17 protein-coding genes are annotated in these 18,832 nt (G+C 54.9%); 6 read left to right on the top strand and 11 right to left on the bottom strand.

The features are described 5' to 3' along the window. Window positions 1-9: 9 nt before the first annotated feature. The 3 genes from MWU61_RS16030 to MWU61_RS16040 all read left to right on the top strand — a co-directional run bounded on the left by MWU61_RS16030 (window position 10) and on the right by MWU61_RS16040 (window position 2,732). Window positions 10-828 (top strand): methyltransferase domain-containing protein, encoded by an 819-nt coding sequence (locus MWU61_RS16030; RefSeq protein WP_247129461.1) that lies wholly within the window; start codon window positions 10-12, stop codon window positions 826-828. 64 nt (window positions 829-892) lie between these two features. Further along, window positions 893-1,978 (top strand): ferrochelatase, encoded by a 1,086-nt coding sequence (gene hemH / locus MWU61_RS16035; protein WP_247129462.1) that lies wholly within the window; start codon window positions 893-895, stop codon window positions 1,976-1,978. A gap of 154 nt (window positions 1,979-2,132) precedes the next feature. After that, complete coding sequence (locus MWU61_RS16040) at window positions 2,133-2,732, top strand: DUF6778 family protein (protein ID WP_247129464.1); 600 nt, start codon at window positions 2,133-2,135, stop codon at window positions 2,730-2,732. A 75-nt stretch (window positions 2,733-2,807) separates the two neighbouring features. On the opposite strand, the gene MWU61_RS16050 is transcribed toward MWU61_RS16040, so the two are convergent. Beyond that, on the bottom strand, window positions 2,808-5,498 hold the full coding sequence (locus MWU61_RS16050) for a BspA family leucine-rich repeat surface protein (RefSeq protein ID WP_281502208.1): 2,691 nt from the start codon (window positions 5,496-5,498) through the stop codon (window positions 2,808-2,810). A 266-nt stretch (window positions 5,499-5,764) separates the two neighbouring features. Then, a complete protein-coding gene (locus tag MWU61_RS16055) occupies window positions 5,765-6,355 on the bottom strand; it encodes a L,D-transpeptidase (RefSeq protein WP_247129466.1) in 591 nt (196 codons plus the stop codon). A 164-nt stretch (window positions 6,356-6,519) separates the two neighbouring features. Here MWU61_RS16055 and MWU61_RS16060 point away from each other — a divergent pair, with 164 nt between their 5' ends. Continuing rightward, a complete protein-coding gene (locus MWU61_RS16060) occupies window positions 6,520-7,116 on the top strand; it encodes a CAP domain-containing protein (RefSeq protein ID WP_247129468.1) in 597 nt (198 codons plus the stop codon). Here MWU61_RS16060 and MWU61_RS16065 read toward each other — a convergent pair. The 8 genes from MWU61_RS16065 to MWU61_RS16100 form a co-directional block, all read right to left on the bottom strand. Beyond that, window positions 7,107-7,583: a L,D-transpeptidase family protein gene (locus tag MWU61_RS16065; protein ID WP_247129470.1), complete on the bottom strand. Its 477-nt coding sequence runs from the start codon at window positions 7,581-7,583 to the stop codon at window positions 7,107-7,109. The genes MWU61_RS16060 and MWU61_RS16065 overlap by 10 nt on opposite strands. Before the next feature lie 104 nt (window positions 7,584-7,687). Further along, the gene (locus MWU61_RS16070; RefSeq protein WP_247129472.1) at window positions 7,688-8,890 is read right to left on the bottom strand and encodes a class I SAM-dependent RNA methyltransferase; all 1,203 of its coding nucleotides are present in this window, start codon (window positions 8,888-8,890) and stop codon (window positions 7,688-7,690) included. 3 nt (window positions 8,891-8,893) lie between these two features. Beyond that, window positions 8,894-10,726, bottom strand: a complete 1,833-nt coding sequence (locus MWU61_RS16075; protein WP_247129474.1) for an ABC transporter ATP-binding protein — start codon at window positions 10,724-10,726, stop codon at window positions 8,894-8,896. After that, complete coding sequence (locus tag MWU61_RS16080; protein WP_247129475.1) at window positions 10,723-12,573, bottom strand: ABC transporter ATP-binding protein; 1,851 nt, start codon at window positions 12,571-12,573, stop codon at window positions 10,723-10,725. The genes MWU61_RS16075 and MWU61_RS16080 overlap by 4 nt, the downstream gene beginning before the upstream one ends. A gap of 45 nt (window positions 12,574-12,618) precedes the next feature. Next, window positions 12,619-13,203: a LysE family translocator gene (locus tag MWU61_RS16085; protein WP_247129476.1), complete on the bottom strand. Its 585-nt coding sequence runs from the start codon at window positions 13,201-13,203 to the stop codon at window positions 12,619-12,621. After that, window positions 13,196-14,332 carry a CCA tRNA nucleotidyltransferase gene (locus MWU61_RS16090; protein ID WP_247129477.1) on the bottom strand — a complete coding sequence of 379 codons (1,137 nt, stop codon included), beginning with the start codon at window positions 14,330-14,332 and terminating at the stop codon, window positions 13,196-13,198. Before MWU61_RS16090 ends, MWU61_RS16085 begins: the two co-directional genes overlap by 8 nt. Next, the gene (locus MWU61_RS16095) at window positions 14,329-14,919 is read right to left on the bottom strand and encodes a CoA pyrophosphatase (RefSeq protein ID WP_247129478.1); all 591 of its coding nucleotides are present in this window, start codon (window positions 14,917-14,919) and stop codon (window positions 14,329-14,331) included. Before MWU61_RS16095 ends, MWU61_RS16090 begins: the two co-directional genes overlap by 4 nt. Continuing rightward, complete coding sequence (locus MWU61_RS16100; RefSeq protein ID WP_247129479.1) at window positions 14,909-15,913, bottom strand: Hsp33 family molecular chaperone HslO; 1,005 nt, start codon at window positions 15,911-15,913, stop codon at window positions 14,909-14,911. The genes MWU61_RS16095 and MWU61_RS16100 overlap by 11 nt, the downstream gene beginning before the upstream one ends. A 78-nt stretch (window positions 15,914-15,991) precedes the next feature. Here MWU61_RS16100 and MWU61_RS16105 point away from each other — a divergent pair, with 78 nt between their 5' ends. Then, on the top strand, window positions 15,992-16,426 hold the full coding sequence (locus tag MWU61_RS16105; protein WP_247129480.1) for an NUDIX hydrolase: 435 nt from the start codon (window positions 15,992-15,994) through the stop codon (window positions 16,424-16,426). 36 nt (window positions 16,427-16,462) lie between these two features. Here MWU61_RS16105 and MWU61_RS16110 read toward each other — a convergent pair whose 3' ends face one another. Continuing rightward, complete coding sequence (locus tag MWU61_RS16110; protein ID WP_247129481.1) at window positions 16,463-17,236, bottom strand: hypothetical protein; 774 nt, start codon at window positions 17,234-17,236, stop codon at window positions 16,463-16,465. A 138-nt stretch (window positions 17,237-17,374) separates the two neighbouring features. On the opposite strand from MWU61_RS16110, the gene MWU61_RS16115 reads away from it, so the two are divergent. After that, window positions 17,375-18,592, top strand: coding sequence for an argininosuccinate synthase (locus MWU61_RS16115; RefSeq protein WP_247129482.1), 1,218 nt, complete (start codon window positions 17,375-17,377; stop codon window positions 18,590-18,592). The last annotated feature ends 240 nt before the right edge of the window (window positions 18,593-18,832 follow it).

Below are 18,832 nucleotides of genomic sequence, written 5' to 3' on the forward strand. Positions count from 1 at the left end.
ATCCCCCTTATGGATACGCCACCGAATATCACCGACCGCGCCGCCCTGACCCGTCACCGTGATAGGGCCTTGCCCGACGCGCTTTTCTTGCACGACGTCGTCGCCGACGAATTTCAGGAAAGACTGATCGAGGTTAACAGAACGTTTACAAAGATCGCGATTGTCACCGGCTTTCCAGAATTCTGGGCGGCAAAGTATCCGGACGCCACAATTGTGGGCGATGACGACACCCTCGCGCTCGAAGTCGAAACCTACGATCTGGTCCTGCATACACTCGCGCTGCATTGGGCGAACGACCCCGTTGGGCAACTGGTACAATGTCGGCGGGCACTGAAACCGGACGGGTTGTTCCTTGCGGCCAGCTTTGGCGGGCAAACACTGAACGAATTGCGGACATCGCTAGCTGAAGCGGAAATCGCCGTCACGGGCGGATTGTCCCCGCGCATCGCGCCCATGGGCGAAATTCGTGACCTTGGTGGTTTGCTGCAACGGGCAGGTTTCGCATTGCCAGTGGCAGACGGCACACCCTTGCAGGTCAGCTACGCCAACGCGTTTCACCTGATGCATGACCTGCGCAAGATGGGCGAAAACAACTCCCTGTCCGACCGGATTAAAACATTCACCCCCCGTAACATGCTGACTGAAGCCGCGACGATCTACGCCGACAACTTCCGCGCAGAAGACGGCAAGCGGGTCACAGCCACCTTCGAAATCATCACGCTGACAGGATGGGCACCAGCAGAAAGCCAACCGCAACCCTTGCGACCGGGTAGCGCCAAGACACGACTGGCCGATGCGCTTGGCACCGATGAAACACCACTAAAATAAGTCCAATCGACGCGCCTGCGCGTATTCCATTTCATAAACCACCAAATCGCGATAATGACGGGCCATGACCATGTTTGATGCACAAGAAACCTCATCTGAACGCCCTGCCGTTTGTCCTGTTCACGCACAGCCTGACCACCCGAAGGTGAAACCGGCACGTGTTGGCGTGCTTGTGGCCAACCTCGGCACACCAGACGACACCGGCTATTGGTCAATGCGCCGCTATCTGAACGAATTCCTGTCCGACAAACGCGTTGTCGATATCTCGAACTGGATTTGGCAACCGCTCTTGCAGCTGGTGATCCTGACCAAACGGCCTTTTTCGTCAGGCGCGGCCTACAAATCCATCTGGAACGAAGAAGACAACGAAAGCCCACTTCTGACCATCACCAAAAAGCAGACCGCAGCGATCCGCGCCAAAATGGTCGCCGAATACGGTGACGACGTGCGCGTGGATTTCTGCATGCGTTACGGCAACCCTTCCACCAAATCCAAAGTGCAGGAAATGGTCGATGCAGGCTGCACCAAAATCCTGTTTTTCCCGCTGTACCCGCACTACGCAGGGGCCACATCAGCAACCGCAAACGACCAGTTTTTCCGTGCCCTGATCGCGCAAAAACAGCAACCCATCGCGCGGATTGTTGAACCGTATTTCGAAGACACGGCCTACATCGATGCGCTCGCCAAATCTATCGAAGCCGCCTACGCAAAGGCTGACAAAAAGCCGGACGTCCTCGTGTGTTCGTACCACGGCATGCCGATCCGGTATCTGATGGAAGGCGACCGGTATCATTGCGAATGCCAGAAAACGACGCGCCTGCTGAAAGAACGGCTGGGATGGGCGGACACCGAGATCCGCACGACGTTCCAATCGGTCTTTGGCCGCGAAGAGTGGCTGAAACCCTACACCGTCGAAGAAGTGGCGCGTATGGCATCTGAAGAGGGCATCAAGAACATCGCGATCTGCGCGCCTGCATTCTCTGCCGATTGCATCGAAACGTTGGAAGAAATCAACGAAGAGATCAAAGAAAGCTTCGAAGAAGCTGGCGGCGAACACTTCACCTATATCCCATGCCTCAACGATGATCCGGCGCACATCAATGCACTATCAGGGATCATCAATAGGAACTTACGCGGCTGGCTACGGTAGGCATTCGGCGAATCCAGCGCATGATTTAAAATGTGATACTATCTTTAGAATATTCCCCGTATCTTTCGGATATTCTCGATAAAAAAGTCGCATTCCGGACAGAATCGGACAGTACCTACATTGGAATAAATTTCTTTTCCGATGGAGGAGCCCAATGAAAGCTCGAATCTTAACGCTATGCCTTGCTTTGCTTGCTGGATGTTCCGGCAGCTGGGAAACAGACTATAGCACAGGTATCGAAAACACCGTTTCACAAAAATGGCGCGTACGTGAAGTAAACGTCGCGATACCAGACGACCTGACGACGACCGAAACGAATTCTTACGCACCAAACGCTGACGTTGTTTGGCACGAAGATCCAGTCGGTGATCGTAGAGTGCAAGTCGCGGAAATTGTGACGGACGGCGTCCGTCGCGGTGCACGCCCGTTGCGCGGGTCCAAAGCTGTGAACTTGGATGTGACCCTGCATGAATTCCACGCACTAACACCACTCGCGCGGGCAAAAGCACCATCTGCAGTGCATAACATCGCCTTCAGCATTCAAGTGGTCGATGCGCGCACTGGCGAACCTTTGACAGAACCGGAATTCATTCGTGCAGATTTGGAAGCGCACGTCGGCGAAGCCGCATTCGAAGCATTCCAGCAAGGCGAAACGCAAAAGGTCCGCATCACGCGCCACCTGCAACAAGTCACAGCAAGCTGGCTGGGCATAGGCCCGGACGTGCGGCGGTCATTCTCGTCCGCTGGGCGCTAAACAGCGCAGTTGATCGCAACGATACGAAAAGACGCAAAACGGCAGGAGGTTTCAAACCCCCTGCCGTTTTTCATTTTAGATAACGACAAGACTGCCGTCGGTAACCATATCATCTTCAAGCGTCGTGGTATGCGCAACACCGTCCAGATTGATCGTGATCGTATCGGCTCCGCCCGCTACTTCTGAAATGGTCAAAGTCGTACCACCAGACCCGTCGTCCGCTGCAGTCACCCAATCCGAGATGTCATCACCGTCATCGTAACCGATCAACAGGTTCGACACGTCCAAAGCATCAATACCGCGTTCAAAATCAGTGATCGTATCGGCACCCGCATCAGCGTGACCATAAACGACAAGGTTCTCACCCGCACCCAGCGTGATCAAATCATCGCCAGTACCACCAAAGATCACGTCATCACCATCACCACCGGTGATCGTGTCGTTACCACCAAGCCCGTGATACGTCTCACCACCGGCAGCAAGAACAACGGTATCATCGGCCGCATTGTCGCCAACCTGCAAACCATCAATTGCATCGAAATCCATCCCGTCAACAACCCAACCGTACGCGTCTTCCAAATGCTGAATCGCAGTCGCGTCAGTCGCAGATGCAGCGACAGTTAGCTCCACACCCTCAGCTAGAGCCGTTTCACCAGCCGCCCCATCAATCGTGGCCCAGCCATTCAACGAAGCATCCATATTTTCGGACGACATCCCTGTGGCACCCTCGAACATCTGCCACATACTATCCCGATCCCCCTCAGTGATACTTGAGACGTTCCAATCACCAATATCTTGATCAAATGTGCTGCTTTCTCTAAACATCGACCCCATATTCGTAACACTGGATGTATCCCAACCGCTGATGTCCTGATTGAAAGCAACAGCGCGATTGAACATGGAACGCATACTTTTAACGCTCGATGTATCCCAACCTCCGATGTCCTGGTCGAACATTTCAGTGTCGCCAAACATGGCTGTCATGTCAGTCACGCTTGAGGTGTCCCACCTACCGATGTCCTGATTGAAAATCTTAGCTCCATCAAACATATCTTTCATGTCGGTAACACTCGATGTGTCCCAGTCACCGATATCTTGATCGAATTCCTCTGCACTATTGAACATCTCATACATAGATTCGACATTTGAGGTGTCCCAACCACCTATGTCCTGATTAAATACCGTGGCGTCAGCAAACATGTAAGACATCGATTCGACATTCGACGTATCCCAAGAACCAATATCTTGATCGAATACATACGCGTTAAGAAACGTTCCATCCATTACAGTGACACTTGACGTATCCCAACCACCTATGTCCTGATTGAAAGCGTTCGCACGGAAAAATGCACCATCCATGTTTACCAGATTGGACGTGTCCCAGTCCGTTATGTCTGCATCCAAAACATAGGGATAGCTTGTCTCATAAAACGGATAAATAAGACTAGTTTCGTTTGCTCCAGCCGTATTCAGCACACCGGAAGGTGAGGTCACAGAATACGCCGCAATATCAACCGCGACGTTCGAATGCCCGACGGCTAGATCAGGAACCACTTCTGCGGTCCAAGTTGTGCCACTACCCGTCAAGCTGCCTGCAACAAGTGTGCCGTTAGCAACGATAATATCACTTTCAGTGAAGTTAGAACTATCGACCGCTTGGCTGAACTCAAACGTAATCGTATTTGTCCCAGCCTCAAAATTTCCCCAGTTGACATTTTCAGGGATCGCCGTCGCTTCCCCTGACCCCGTAATCGTGACCTCATTCATCGGCCTGACCGTGATGTCGACCTTGTCGCTGGTGTTACCGGCTTCGTCTGTCGAAAACACAGAAATCGTCGATCCCACTGCAAAGTCACCCTCGATCGTCCAGTTTCCATCAGCGTCGGCGACAGTTTCGAGATCCGGCACGCCGTCTCCATCGACATCGATCACAACAGTCGCACCTGCACCTGCAGTACCCAAAACCGCTTTGTCACCGTCGGCGACGACAACGGGTGCTACTGGCGCAGTTGTATCCACAACCACATCCAACGTCGCATCTGCTTGGTCGCTCTCATTGCCAGCGGCATCGGTCAGCGTCACCGAAAGGGTCTGTTCGCCTTCCGCCAGCGGGGCATCGGGCGTCAATGTGCCGTCGGCTGCCGAATATGTCGCTGCGGTTTCGACACCGTTGACGTAAAGCTTCGGTGTGTCCGCCAGATTGGCACCGATATTCAACGCGGGGCGCGTATCGTCGGTTGTAACAGCCGTGCTCGTCGTGCTGGTGATCGACCCAACATCGTCGCGGTAACTCGTGAATGTTGGCGCATCCGGTGCCGTTGTATCAACGATCGTACCACCGCCATCGCCGCCGGTTCCACCATCACCATCGCCATCACCGCCAGTTCCACCACCGCTTGTATCATCGGAACCACCGCCGCCACCGCCTGCAACCGCAGCCAGAACGCCAGCACCAGCCGCCGCGCCAAGCAGTGCGGTGCTGTCCAGTGCCACAGCAGCGCCGCCCAGCGCCAGTCCGGCACCAGCTTCAAACACCTCGAAATAATCGACAAGCCGGATCACTTCGCCGTTGGCCAGCGTCAGGATCAGATCATCACCCACCTGTTGGGTGGATGCGATGTCCGATGCGGCAAAGCCTAACTGGACCTGTCCGGTCCCTGCGGCGATACGAAATGTTCCCGTAACCGGGTCTGCGATTGTGACGGTCGGGCCTGCGGATGCGTTAGACGCACCTGTGCCGTCAATGAGCAATTCACTCAAATTCATTATATAACTCCAAGATCTGCCTCACAGGCCTATCCGAACGCTTCCGTTCTTTACTCTTTAAGAACAATAACTTCGGTAACCTGCATTTATTTTTATGAGGCCAGTATCCGTGGAAATCCGTCCGTTTCAAAATGAAACTTGTGCAACCATTGGGTTTTGGTTGTGAATGTGGCTCAATTGCACGGAGAAGTTGGGTCACCCAATTCGCCCAATAAAAAAGCCCCGCCAATCGTGACGGGGCTTCAGAAAATTACGGTTAGGTGATCCTAGATCAACATCACTTGGGCGCCATTGCCGACCAAACCGTACAATTCAGCGATGTGTTCGTTATACAAACCGATGCAGCCATTCGACGACCGACGACCGATCTTGCGCGTGTCGTGGGTGCCGTGGATTCGGTAATACTGCCAGCTTAGGTACAACGCGTGTGTGCCAAGCGGATTGTCCGGACCCGGTCCAATACGTTCAGGCCATTCAGGGTTGCGTTCACGCATCGCAGGTGTCGGGGCCCATGACGGACCTTCTACCTTGCGAATAACCTCTGTGCGACCGCGACGTGTCAGATCCTCTGACAACGGAACAGACGTTGGATACAGTTTATAAATGCTCTGATCCTCGGACCAGAAATGTAACGCACGGCTTTCCAGATCGCACAGGATCGCACCGCCAGCCAACGTTTGGAAATACGGACGCCAATCAAGCGACCGGAACGATGCCGTGTTGCGTGTCACACCACCACCAATCACGCCTTCAATTTCGGTCGAATTGTTCGTCTGACCGATTGCGGCTGTGCCAACTGTGGCTGCAGTTGCCGCAAGAAACCCGCGGCGGGAAAGGGACTTGAAGTCGGACGTCATGGTCTCGCGCTCCGTCAAATACAAAATAATGTGATGTAGACTTAGGTATTCTACCCCGTTCGCGCAAATCAAACATGTGTCATAATGGCAAACTGTTGCTGAACGGTGTTTGCGGTGTTGTGCGAATGCCGCTAAGACAAGGCATTCTTAACGCGAGTATCCCCATGTTTCGACGCGAATTGATTTTAGGACTGACAGCTTTTGGTTTGGCCGCTTGTTCTGGTGGTACACCAGTCGCAAGAATCGGCCCTGATGGCTTGCCACTACCGACGGTTTACCAAATCGGGGCAAACGACGTCGATGCCATTCAGTTCCGCATGGAAGACAGTATCAATGCGCTGCGCCAAGCAGCTGGTGTAACGCCTGTCACACTTGATCCGAACCTGATCGCATCTGCCGCAACCCATTCGCGGGACATGTCCGTGCAGAACCGGCCATGGCTGTTCGGGTCTGACGGATCATCACCGTTGGATCGGGCACGTCGCGCAGGGTTCTCTGGACGTCTTGTTGGCGAAGTCATTTCGGAATCCTATGAAACCGAACTGGAAACGCTCGCCGCATGGACCCAAGATCAAGACAGTCGCGCTGTGATCCTTGACCCAACTGCCCAGCGCATCGGTTTTGCATGGTATCAAGAACCAGCCGGTAAAATTTGGTGGACGCTCAGCGTCGGCACGGCACCGGGTGCATTCCAAGCACCAGCAGCCGTCGACATTCGCCCACTTGGTGCACCCGTCGCAGGTAGTTCTTTTCAGGGATAAATGTAGATCGGGGTCCAATCGCGGACCATCGCGTAGATTTCTTCAATCTCGTCGTTCGTCACGGCGATACATCCCCATGTCCAATCATCTTCGTTCGACAACGGATTGGGCGTGCCGTGAATAAAGATATCACCACCCGGGCTTAATCCATGCGACCGCGCATAGGCGATGTCGTTACGGTTCGGGTAGGAAATACCTAAAGACAGATGATAACGGCTATTCGGGTTCCGGCGGTTAATCAGATATGCGCCTTCGGGTGTCCGACCGTCGCCTTCAAACGCCTTGTGACCAGCAGGCGCGAAACCAAGCTCGAAATCATATTCTTTCAACAGACGTTCGCCATTGAGCAACTGCAAGCGACGCTGCCCTTTGAACACCTGAATGCGGGTCACAGGCGGCCCGCTGTACGTCCTGAATTTAGTTGTTGAACAGCCGGTCAGCGCCGCAGCGCCCAGACCTACTACCATTGTTCGCCTAGAAATTGTCATCTGCCCACCGTCGGTCTGCTGCCGTTTTGCCGGATATTATGCACTATATTTGCGCCACCATAGCGCCTTCGTCAAACTGATCTTCACTTCCTCGTGAAGCTTGCCACAACCTCAACATGTGGCGACCAGCGGAATTGATCAACAACCTGTACCCAATTTAGCGTAAAGCCATGTGCAACAAGCATTTTTGCGTCGCGGGCAAAGGTGACAGGGTTACACGACACCATCGCGATCACCTTGACGTCGCTTGCCGCAAGCGTCGCAATTTGCGCATCAGCACCGGCACGCGGGGGATCGATGACAGCCGCGTCAAATTTCCGCAGTTCATCAGGTTCCAGCGGACGGCGGAACAAATCACGCGTCTCGGACGTCACGCGCTTCAGGTTCTTACCTTCGCGCCAGCCCCGATCAAGGGCCGCGATCATATCCGCTTCACCTTCAACAGCGTGGATTTCAGCCGTCTTGGATAATGGCAAAGCAAAGGTGCCGGACCCAGCGAACAGGTCAACGATGCTTTTCGCGCCTTGGGTAATCTCAATCACCGCATCACGCAGAACCGCTTCGCCATGTTTCGTCGCTTGCAGAAACGCGCCAGCAGGCGGCACCGCGGACACACCACCGAAATCCTGCGCAGGCGGGTTCATCGTCACGATCACTTCGTCCTGCCAGACAAGCCGCGACACGCCGTGCATTTGCGCGAACACCGCAAGCTCCATCCGCAATTGCGACGTTAATTCTTTTTCCGTCTCAACACTGATATCAGGGCCAACTGACGTCTCGGTCACGGTGAACGACACATGCGACTTACGCGATGCCGCGAACATGATCAGCGCCTCAAGCGCGGCACGCGCGTCATGCAAACCCGGTGTGATCAACTGGCAATCCGGCACCGCGATAATCGTATCAGTGCCCTTCGCGTAGAACCCTAGCATCACGCCCTTTTTGGTACGCTGACCCGCAAACTTTGCACGCCGGCGCGACTGGGCAGGCGACGTCGCAATATCGCGAAACACCGTGTTTAGACCCTGTGCAGCGATGGCTTTGCGCACAATTTCCTGCTTCCAATCGGCGACAAACGCGTCAGAGGCATGTTGCATGGCACAGCCGCCACAGGTCTTGAAATGGCGACACGGCGGCGACACACGATCGACAGATGGCGTGACAATCCGGACTGTGCCGTCTTGATCAACACTAACCTCTTCACCCGGCAAAACGCGCGGCAACAATGTCCGCCCGTCGTCCAATTTACCCATGCCAAGGTGGGTTAACCCTTCGATCATCGCCATGAATTATTCCGCCGCATCTTTCACGTTAATAAAGCCGCCCGATTGCCGGTTCCAGTACCGCGCATACAGACCGTCCTGCGCGAGCAAGTCGTCGTGGCTTCCTTGTTCAACGATGCGCCCCGCGTCAAGCACGATGATGCGATCCATGCGGGCCAATGTCGACAAACGGTGCGCAATCGCGATCACGGTCTTACCTTCCATCACCGTTTCCAGCGCGGACTGAATGGACGCCTCGACCTCTGAATCAAGCGCCGACGTCGCCTCATCCAACACCAAGATCGGTGCATCTTTCAAAATCGCACGGGCAATCGCGATCCGTTGCCGTTGACCACCCGACAGTTTCACACCGCGTTCGCCGAGATGCGCGTCATAGCCGGTCCGATCCATGAAATCCTTCAGATCGATCAGAAAGTCATGCGCTTCTGCCTGCTGTGCTGCCGCGATGATCTGATCCTCGGTCGCATCAGGTGATCCATACCCGATGTTGTCACGCGCCGACCGATTAAACATAGCTGTTTCTTGCGTCACCATCGCAATTTGGCGGCGCAGGCTTTCTTGTGTCACCTGCGAAATGTCCTGACCATCAATCAGGACACGGCCCTTTTCGGTGTCATACAGCCGCAGAAGCAACGCGACCAAGGTCGACTTCCCAGCGCCGGACGCACCAACAATGCCCAACCGTTCGCCGCTCGCGATGTTCAGATCAACAGCGTTCAAACCACCCGGACCACCACCGTAGGAAAACGTCACATCATCCAATGTAATCGTCCCCTTTGGCACATCCAAAACACCTGCATTCGGCGCATCACCCAGCGTATGTTCCGGCGTCAGGGTCTGCACAGCGTCTTCCAAAACGCCAACATTGCCGTACATGCCCATCAGCGTGAAACTGACCCAACCAGTCATCTGCGCCAGACGCAGCCCAATGGTGCCCGCAACCGCGATGTCACCTGTCGATGCGCCGCCACGGCTCCAAACCAGCAGAGTCACGCCAACCAAAATCAAAGGCAAAACGCCCGAAAGCACCATCAACGATCCGCGGAACGATGCAGACACCCAGCCCCAAGCGATCCCTTTTTGGCGAAACGCCTTCATCGCATTGATTGCAGCTTTGTCTTCGTGATCGTCATGGGCAAACAATTTGACCGTCTTGATGTTGCCAATCGTATCAACAATCTGGCCCGACACAGTCGCGTTCGCTGCCGCGCGCGCGCGAGATGCTTTGCGAATGCGGGGCATAAAGAAGCGCAGGAAAAAGACATAAGCGATAAACCAAAGCGCTAATGCAAAACCCGCCCGCCAATCCAGCGTCATGACCAAGATCAACGATCCAACCACGGACGCGAAGGCAAAGACCACCGTGTGCACAAATTCCACGACAATGTCGGTCAACGCCCGCGACGCCTGCATCTGCTTTTGTGAAATCCGGCCCGCGAAGTCGTTGTCAAAGAACGACACCGCCTGCCCCAACGTATAGCGATGCAATCGCGATAGGATCAGCGCAGAAATCGACGGCCCCAAAACCACCGATTGCATCACGCCGGACAGGGCAAGCCATGCAGGGCGGAATAGCAGGAAAAACACCGAAACGCCCAGTATTAGACCCGTATTTTCGGCGAAAAAGCCTTCGGCACTTCCCGCCAAAGCCGCGTCAATTACCATGCCCAGCATTAACGCTGACGCGACCTCGATCAGGCCCGACACCACCGAAACCGCTGACCCAGCTGCAATCGGCAAAAAGCTGCCCTTCAACGCCCAGCGCGCAAAGGCGACCAGCGTCTTTGGCGGCGGCCCATCCGCCGCTTGAAATGGGGCGATCCAGTTCGCGATGCTCATGCTTTTGATCCTGCTGTGTCCTGCCCTAAAAACCCGCCCGATTGGCGTGCCCAGAACCGTGCATATTGCCCGTTTGCCGCCAGTAAACTGTCATGCGTCCCGTCTTCAATAATGCGACCCTGGTCCATCACGATGATCCGATCCATCTGGGCAATCGTCGACAAACGGTGCGCAATCGCGATCACCGTTTTGCCCTGCATCATGCCATAAAGCGTTTCTAGAATGGCGGCTTCGACCTCTGAATCCAGCGCCGACGTCGCCTCGTCTAACAACAAGATAGGCGCGTCTTTCAAAATGACACGGGCCAGCGCGATCCTTTGTCGCTGACCACCCGACAATTTCACGCCACGTTCACCAACGCGCGCGTCATATCCGGCGTTCCCTTCGTTATCTTCCAGCGTCAGGATGAAATCATGCGCTTCCGCTTTTTTCGCGGCGGCGATCATTTCGGCCTCGGTGGCACTTGGGCAGCCATACAGAATATTTTCGCGGACCGACCGATGCAGCAACGCGCTATCCTGCTGGACCATACCAATCGCAGCCCGCAAACTGTCCTGCGTCACGGTGTTTATCGGCTGTCCATCAATCACGATCTGCCCGCTTTCGGCGTCATAGAACCGCAACAACAACTTCACCAGCGTCGATTTCCCGGCACCCGACTGGCCAACAAGACCCACCTTTTCACCAGGTGCAATCGTCAGGTTGATCTGGTCGAGCCCGCCGGTCTGCTTCCCATAATGATGCGACAGGTCCTGCATCTCGACACCCCCCTGTGACACCTGCAACGGCACCGCATTTGGATCATCGAGCAGCGTAATTGGCTGCGCAATCGTCTGCATCCCTTCCTTCACGACACCCAGATCACGAAAGAAACTGGACGCGGCAAACATAATCCACCCAGACATCGAATTCAGCCGCAACGCCAAGGCGGTCGCCGCCGCGACAACACCCACAGACGCCGTGCCTTGCATCCACAAATAGACAGCCCAGCCAACAACACCGACGACCAAGAACCCGTTAATCAGGGTCAGCCCGCCATCCATGATCGTGAACAGCCGCATTTCGGTCTGGAACGTGCGGCGCGCTTCTTCGATGCTTTCCTTCGCATAGTCAATTTCCCGATCATGATGCGCGAACATCTTCACGGAATGGATATTTGTATAACTATCAACGACGCGCCCCGTCACAGCGGACCGCGCATTCGACGATGCCTCTGACGCGGGACCAATCTTGGCCATGACCCAGCGCATCAGCCACAAATAAGACCCTAACCAAAGCAAAAGCGGGACCATCAACCGTGGGTCAGCGCCGGACAACAGCACAGCAGCGCCCACAACATAAGCCACAGCAAAGGTCAGCGCGTCGAAAATTTCGAACACCACTTCACCCGCGGCAGGCGGCGTCTGCATGATCCGGTTCGCGATCCGACCAGCAAAATCATCCTCGAACCAGCCGACCGATTGACGCATAACATGACGATGCGCACGCCACCGAACCAGCGTGCCGACATTGGGCAGGATTGTCTGGTTCAGCAGCAGCACTTGACCCATGTAAACGACAGGCCGCACCGTCAAAATCGCAATAGCAACGACGATCAGCTCGACCCCGTAGGTCGTCCAGACCTGATCCGGCGTGCCGCTGCCTAGCAAATTCACAAGCCGGCCCATGTAGGAAATCAGCATGATCTCGACAATCGCGATCACGATTGACACGACACCCGTAAAAACGAAAACTCCGCGAAAAGGCCTGAAATAGTCCCACAAAAACGCGCGCAACGTTTGCGGCGGCGTGTTGTTTTCGGGATAGGCGACATAGGGGTCGACCAGCTTTTCAAAGAAGCGGAACATGACAATAGCCTTTGGGGTTATCCCCTAGACATAGTCGTGCACGCCCTAGATGAAAACCAGCACCGAAAAACAAACCAAAGCGACGGCCATGATACGCAAAAACACGCGCCATGCGGTCGCGTTTGTCAGCAGATACGACAGCAACGTTCCAGCGTAAGTCCAGAACAGGCACACACATAGGTTTATGGCCGAAAACGTAGCGCCGAGCGTTAACGCCTGCTCTGTCGGTGATCCCATTGGCACGTAGACCATCGCGGACAATGCGACCGCCCAGACCTTTGGGTTCACCCACTGGAACAGTACCGCTTCGATAAAGGTGAACGGACGATCAGCCGCGTCATTCTTTTGCACCGGATTGGCAAGCCACAGCTTGTACGCCATCCACAAAATCCAAAGGCTCGCGCAGATTTGCAGGATTAGCCGCAAGGATGGATAGCTTTGCAAAAGCGCGCCAAGACCAAATCCCGTGATCGCCGACGTGATCCCAACGCCAAACGCCACACCAGAAATATGAGGCAATGTCGGGCGAAACCCAAACCGCGCACCAGATGCCGTCAGCAAAATCACGTTCGGACCGGGTGAAAACAGCCCAGCAAAGACGAACCCGAAAAGCGGCAATAATTCAGTCAATCAGGTCATCCTTCGTCAACGTGAAACCGGACGCGATCCACCGTTTCTCAGCCGCTTTCAACGCCTCGCCCAGCGCCGCACCTTGCAACGCAGGCATTAGGTCTGGGGCGGTAATCGGGAACGTTTGACTGGCTGCAAAATTTACTGATTTCGCTTGATGAGTGTCTATATCTTGACCCATAGACGCGCATTCTATCGCCAGCTTATCCATGCCTGTTTGGCAATCGTGACGATACGCAATTTCGGTCGGGGACACATCGCTGCGCAACACATCCAGCCGCCGCGCGTTTGCCTTTGACAGCCGCAAATTCTCAGCCACGTCCATCCCGCCTAGAACCGCTAAACGACGGATCGGATCGGGCGTCATCCCTGCGTTCTGTTCAATGTGCACCAACACCGCCAACGCGCCGTGATCTGCACCGGGCAGCACCTGCATCAAGCCACCGCAAGACGCAAAAGACGCAACAGCGGGGGCCGGATCAAGGGCGGCGAGCAGCTTAATCATCTCCTGACCGATGCGTTCCTTTGACAGGCTCTGGATGCCTTCAACATTCTCGGCGCATGCCGCCAAACCATCTGCATCAATGCCGTCATCGACATTGCCGTACCACGCGTGAAACCGGAAAAATCGCAAGATACGCAGATAATCTTCGCGAATACGGCGATCCGGATCATCGATAAAGCGGACATGCCGCGCCTTCAAATCCGGCAATCCACCCAAAGGGTCCGCGACCACACCGTTACGATCCGCATAAAGCGCGTTCATCGTAAAATCACGGCGGCGGGCGTCGTCCAGCATCGTGTCGGCAAACGCAACAACGGCACGCCTGCCATCGGTAGCAACATCTTTGCGGAATGTCGTGACCTCAATCGGTTCCTTATCCACGATGATCGTCACGGTGCCATGGTCGATCCCCGTAGGAACCACGGTCAATTCAGCGGCTTGCGCCAGCTTCATCACGACGTCAGGGCGTGCGTTCGTAGACAGGTCCAGATCGGCAACAGGCGCATCCAGCAATGTATCACGGACACAACCGCCCACAAACCACGCCTGAAAACCAGCATCTGCTAACAACGCACAAACGGTTTGCGCAGGCGTCGCAGAAAGCCAGTCCGCCGTGATTTTCATGATGCGATCCGATCCGCCAAGCCGCGCAGGATACGGGCGGTCGCACCCCATATGTAATATGCGCCGAACGGGGCCACATAATATTCGCGCCGCCTGCCCTGCCAGCGGCGACCTTCGATGCGGTAACTTGCAGGGTCGGTGAAATGGGTGAACGGTACCTCGAACACTTCGGCGACTTCGCCGGCTTCGGGGATCACGGTGTATTCGCCGCGTATCAGCGCCACGATTGGGGTCACTTGGTAGGACGTCACCGTTTCATGGCACGGCAACGCGCCAAGCACGTCAACTTGACCCGATGGCAATCCGATCTCTTCGCGTGCTTCACGCAAAGCAGCGGCCGCAAGGTCCGCGTCGGTGTCATCCATCTTACCGCCCGGAAAGGCGATCTGCCCCGGATGGTGTTTCAACTTCGCAGAGCGTTTCGTAAGGATCAAGTTCCCGTTTTCGCGCACGCCAACCAACACAGCAGCTGGTTTCAAAACGCGACCCTCGGGCGTGACAATGTCAGGGTTCAGATCAAAATCAGACGACGCACCACCCGATTGGGACAGCGCGTCGCGTAAGATTTGACCGTAATCAGGCGTCATCGCCTGCGGCCTTTTCCCCTTCAAACCCAAGTGTCAAAGGATCGAACACATAATGGGCCCCACAGAACTGACAATCCGCCGTCACTGTATTTTCCTCGGTCGTCATCGTCTTGATGTCTTTCGCGGAATAGATCGACAACGACTGACGCACTTTGTCTTCGGAACAGGTGCAGCCGAATTTGATCTGGTTCGCGTCAAACACGCGCGGTTCTTCTTCGTGGAACAAACGGACCAACAATTCGGTCGGCGTCACGGTTGGGCCGATCAGTTCCATGTCGTCAACAGTGCTCAGCAATGCTGTCGCGCGGTTCCAGTTTTCACCTTCATCCTCGTTCAGGAAATCCATCGGATCAGTCAGGCCGTCCTCACGCAATGCTTCGTCACCCGCAGGGGCGTCGCGGATCGACGATTTTGGCATATGCTGCAACATGATCCCACCGGCCCGCCATTTTGGACCTTCGCCCGGCATCTGGTTTTGACCGTAAGACAGCGAAAACTGCGTCGGCAACTGTTCAGACTGCGCAAAATATGTCTCTGCACAAGCGGACAAGGACCCACCGGCAAGCGGTGTCACACCTTGATAAGGCGCCATGTCTTCACCCTGATGGATCATGATCGCAAAGTAACCTTTGCCGATCTGTTCAAACCCATCGCCATTCTCGTCCAGCGTATCTTTGTTGTAGCTGGCATAGGCACGGATGCGGGCAGGTTGACCATCGTCAGTCGGCGCATAATAATCTGTCGCCAGAATACGCGCAGCACCTTCGCCGCGAACCTGCAAGGACAGCTTCCAGCGCAGTTTCATCGACTGGCCGATCATCGCGGTCAGCAAAGCCATCTCAGCCACCAGACCTTCGATCACGGCAGGGTAGTCGTGCTGTTTCAGAACTTCTTCCAACACGCCATCCAAACGGGCCACCCGGCCACGGATGTCGGAACGATCGAGTTGAAACGGCAGGACTGTATCGTCCCAGGCAATTGAACCTATGGTCATCGGCTTTCCTATCTTGTCAGGAATTGGCATATCGCGGCTATATAGGGGCGGCAAGTGTAGCGTCCAAGGGGGTAAGGTATGATCAGACGGTATGGCAGCACGCCGATTGCGGGACACAAGTACGTGCAACGGCCCGGTGCCTACGCGATTTTACCTCGCGGCGGGAAGGTTTTGGTCACCTACCAAGGCGCGCCGCACGATGAATTCCAGCTGCCCGGCGGCGGCATTGATCCGGGCGAAGGGCCGATCGAGGCATTGCACCGCGAAGTTTTGGAAGAAACCGGATACCGGATCGCCGCACCACGAAAGGTCGGCGTGTTCAGGCGGTTCACCTACATGCCTGAATACAAAATCCACGCCGAAAAGGTTTGCCACATCTATCTAGCGCGCCCCATTCTGCCGCTCGGGCCACCGTCAGAACCGGGACATTTAGCGGTTTGGCTTGATCCGGTTGTGGCCTTGGCGGAACTGGCAAACGACGGAGACGCCGACTTTCTCGCCGGCGTCTTTTAATCGTTTCGCTGCGAAACTCTGTTTATTAACAATATGTTAAGAAATTAGAGGGCGATCTTCGATGACGTGACCGTAGATCGTTGTGAGGATTGAGATGCCGAGCAGTGTGGTCAGCCAATTCAAAGCAATACTCATGAATATGCCAAGAATTGGCACGGCACTGCCAATGAGCTCAAAAGCGAAACCTAGGATCGCATTTAGCAAAGCAAACAGAAGGGCTACACCCCAAATAACGCCGCGAATCTTGCTCGTGGCTTCTACTGCATCGCGAAATGTCATCGATTTTCCCAAAGCCGTCGCTACCAAGGCTGGCCCCATTCTTAAGCTTATTACGACCAAGAGAAAAAATGCGCACACAAACACTATAGCGGAAAGAACACCAAACAATGAGCTCGATTCCCGCCCACCTGCGGCCAACGGCATTAATGCAAGTAAATAATAGCAAAAAAACAAAAGCACGCCAATTAGCCCCAGAATTAGAGCCATCAAAATAGCTTTTGCGGCATATGGCCAAATCGGGCGATCCTTCACAGTTGGAAGAAAACCGACATATTCCTCTAGCAAAATAAACCGGTGCCACGATACGGCGACCCACGCCGCCACAAAAAGCGATAGCGGGAGCAACACGACAAGCATGATGGACATAAGCGGGGTCACCCCTACTGTTGAGTCGGCCATCGTGCTAAGCGCGCCAAACATTACGGCATAGCCCAAAATCAAGATCAGATACGGCCCGACCGACACCTTTAGCGCCTGCCCGAAATTACCGAAAATCATGCGGAATGTGTGAAGTAGGATTTTGAACGCCATGGAAAAATACTCGTCTGGTTGAATTGTGCGCCTAGGTTGCACGCGGGTGGACCCCCGTCAACGCCGCTATCCTTGCCCTGCCCGCCCAAACGCAGTATCGCCGTTTCCAACAAATATCCGCATCAAAGGCTTGATCTTATGTCCGCTCCTAAAAAAGTTGTCCTTGCTTATTCTGGTGGCCTCGACACCTCTATCATCCTCAAGTGGCTCCAGACCGAATATAACTGCGAAGTTGTCACGTTCACTGCCGATCTAGGTCAAGGTGAAGAACTGGAACCCGCCCGCGCGAAGGCTGAAATGATGGGCGCATCTGCGATCCACATCGAAGACGTCCGCGAAGAATTTGTCCGCGATTTCGTGTTCCCGATGTTCCGTGCGAATGCCGTTTACGAAGGCATCTACCTGCTTGGCACGTCTATCGCCCGCCCACTGATTTCCAAGCGCTTGGTTGAGATTGCTGAGGCCGAAGGCGCTGACGCCATCGCCCACGGCGCCACTGGTAAAGGCAACGATCAGGTTCGGTTTGAATTGGCCGCTTATGCGCTGAACCCAGACATCAAAGTCATCGCCCCTTGGCGTGAGTGGGATCTGACGTCCCGAACCAAACTGATTGAGTTTGCAGAGCAGCACCAGATTCCTGTGGCGAAAGACAAGCGCGGTGAGGCCCCGTTCTCGGTCGATGCGAACCTGTTGCACACGTCGTCTGAAGGGAAAGTTCTGGAAGATCCTGCTGTTGAAGCACCGGAATATGTCTATCAGCGCACTGTTAATCCTGAGGATGCGCCGAACGAGCCTGAGTTCATCGAAGTTGGGTTTGAGCGTGGCGATGCCGTGTCTATCAACGGCGAACGCATGTCCCCCGCGACTGTGCTGACCAAGCTGAATGAGCTGGGTGGCAAGCACGGCGTGGGTCGTTTGGACCTTGTTGAAAACCGTTTCGTTGGCATGAAGTCCCGCGGCATCTATGAAACGCCGGGCGGCACTGTGTTGCTGGAAGCCCACCGTGGGATCGAACAGATCACGCTTGATTCTGGTGCTGGTCACCTGAAAGACAGCTTGATGCCGCGCTATGCAGAACTGATCTACAACGGTTTCTGGTTCTCGCCGGAGCGTGAAATGCTGCAAGCCGCGATTGATAAATCGCAAGAGCACGTGAGCGGCACGGTGAAGATCAAGCTTTACAAAGGCTCTGCCACAACTGTTGCGCGGTGGTCTGAAAACAGCCTCTATTCCGAGGCGCATGTGACGTTTGAAGAAGATGCAGGCGCGTACGATCAGACGGATGCGCAAGGCTTTATCCAGTTGAACGCATTGCGTTTGAAACTGCTCGCTGCGCGGGATCGTCGCACCAAATGACGCAAGACGAGATGACAGCATTGCTGCAACGGGGCGTGAACCACGCGCCGCTGGCAGGATCGTTGAAGTTTGATAGCGGCGATGACGGCGTGATCATTCTGGAAGACCAGACTGGACCTGTCGCGCTTTCGTGCCGCCCCAAGTGCTCGTTTATGCCGCTTTCCGTTCGAAAGCGACGGGGCTTTTCCAGCCCAGTGCTGAGTGTCGGCGGCGCGGATTGTAGAAGCCATTGATATATTC

This window comes from Loktanella sp. F6476L (genome assembly GCF_023015725.1).
GTDB lineage: Bacteria > Pseudomonadota > Alphaproteobacteria > Rhodobacterales > Rhodobacteraceae > Yoonia.